At 38.6% G+C, this 332-nt stretch carries 1 tRNA gene; it reads right to left on the bottom strand.

The features are described 5' to 3' along the window. Window positions 1-203: 203 nt before the first annotated feature. Window positions 204-280: transfer RNA gene (locus tag DOS84_RS18860), tRNA-Ile, on the bottom strand. Window positions 281-332: the final 52 nt, after the last annotated feature.

Below are 332 nucleotides of genomic sequence, written 5' to 3'. Positions count from 1 at the left end.
ACGGAGTCGAACCGTTGACCTCCTGCGTGCAAGGCAGGCGCTCTAGCCAGCTGAGCTAATCCCCCAATCTTTTTTAATTATGAATTGTGAATTATGAATTATGAATCAATATCCATAATCTCTCAACCCTAGAATTTCCTTTCAATCTATGTTTATGAACTTTTTTCAATTCGTAATTCGTAATCTACAAATTCGTAACTGATTGGTTGTCTCGGACAGACTCGAACTGTCGACCCCTACATTATCAGTGTAGTACTCTAACCAGCTGAGCTACGAGACACTCTTCATTCTTATTTTTGTGCGTTTAAGCACTTGTTTTTTAAATTAACAGC

The sequence above is a fragment of the Flavobacterium aquariorum genome (assembly GCF_003254745.1).
Classification (GTDB): domain Bacteria; phylum Bacteroidota; class Bacteroidia; order Flavobacteriales; family Flavobacteriaceae; genus Flavobacterium; species Flavobacterium aquariorum.
This window is presented reverse-complemented; position numbering and strand designations above follow the sequence as displayed.